2 protein-coding genes are annotated in these 1,533 nt (G+C 73.4%); both read left to right on the forward strand.

All coding sequences use genetic code 11. The annotated features are described in order from the left end of the window. The coding region (locus tag FE811_RS26800; RefSeq protein WP_255469868.1) for a sensor histidine kinase at positions 1-885 on the forward strand (885 nt) is incomplete at its 5' end. Next, positions 882-1,533 (forward strand): sigma-54 dependent transcriptional regulator (locus FE811_RS26805; RefSeq protein ID WP_140849551.1); only part of this gene is annotated, 652 nt, incomplete at its 3' end. The genes FE811_RS26800 and FE811_RS26805, both read left to right, overlap by 4 nt.

Raw genomic sequence — 1,533 nt, forward strand, 5'->3', positions numbered from 1 at the left:
GTTTCCGCCGCGCGCGCCCGCACCCGCGCCGCCCGCCGCGCCGAGGCCGAGCGCCGCTATCGCGCCGACCTGGAACGCGCGGTCGAGGAGCGCACCCGCGACCTGACCGCCGAGATGCGCGAACGCCGCGCGGCCGAACAGCGGCTGGCGCAGTTGCAGGGCGAGATGGTGCAGGCCAACAAGCTGGCGACGCTGGGCCAGATCACCGCCGGCGTCGCGCATGAGGTGAACACGCCGCTGGCCACCATCCGCCTTTTGGCCGAGAACGGCCGGCAGATGCTGCCGCCGGACGCGCCCGACCTGGCCCCCGACCTGGCCCCCGACCTGGCCGCCGACCTGGATCGCAACCTGTCGCAGATCTCGCGCATGACCGACCGCATCGCCCAGATCACCACCGAGCTGCGCGGCTTTGCCCGCAAGGCCACGGGCGAGCTGGGTCCGGTTGCGCTCAAGGATGCGCTGGATGCGGCGCTGCTGCTGACCGCCAGCCGGCGGCGGGCGCAGGACATCCGCCTGGTCCTGCCCCAGATCCCGCCCGGCCTGCGGGTCATGGCCGAGACCGTGCGGCTGGAACAGGTGCTGGTCAACCTGATCCAGAACGCGCAAGAGGCGCTTGAGGGCCGGCCCGACCCGGAGATCCGCATCGTGCTGCAGGACGACGGGCCGGTGCTGCGGCTCAGCATCTCGGACAACGGGCCGGGGCTGTCGCCGCAGATCGCCGCCCAGCTTTTCACCCCCTTCGCCACCAGCAAGCCCGAGGGGCTGGGCCTGGGCCTGGTGATCTCGCAAGAGATCGCGCGGGATTTCGGCGGCAGCCTCACGGCCGGGCCGCAGGGCGAAGGGCAGGGCGCCATCTTCCACCTCGACCTGCCGAAAGCCGCATGACCGACGCGCCCCTTGTCCGCCTTGTCGATGACGACCCCGACCTGCTCGAGGCGCAGCTGCAGGCGCTGCACCTGGCGGGTTTTCGCGCCGAAGCCTTCACCGATGCGGCCGAGGCGCTGGCCGGCCTTGGCCTCGACTGGCCCGGCGTGGTGCTGTCGGACGTGCGCATGCCCGGCATGGACGGGTTCCAGCTGTTCCAGCGCATCCATGCGCTCGATCCCGACCTGCCGGTGATCCTGCTGACCGGGCATGGCGACGTGCCGATGGCGGTCGCGGCGCTGAAGCAGGGGGTCTACGATTTCCTGACCAAGCCGGTCGGTGGCGGCACGCTGGCGGCGGCGCTGGCGCGGGCGGCCTCCAGCCGGGCCCTGGTGCTGGAAAACCGCGCCCTGCGCCGCCGCCAGCAGGACAGCGCCGCGCGCGAAACCCGGCTGATCGGGCAAAGCCCGGTCATGCAGCACCTGCGCGAGACCGTGGCGCGGCTGGCCGAGGCGGGGGGCGACGTGCTGGTCCTGGGCCCCGGCGGCTCGGGCAAGGAGACCGTGGCCCGCGCCATCCACCGCCAGAGCCCGCGCCGCGCCCGCGCCTTCGTTCCTGTCGCCTGCGCCGCGCTGGACGAGCCGCGCTTCGAGGCCGAGATGCTGGGCG

The organism is Paracoccus sp. FO-3, from assembly GCF_006386455.1.
Classification (GTDB): Bacteria; Pseudomonadota; Alphaproteobacteria; order Rhodobacterales; family Rhodobacteraceae; genus Paracoccus; species Paracoccus versutus.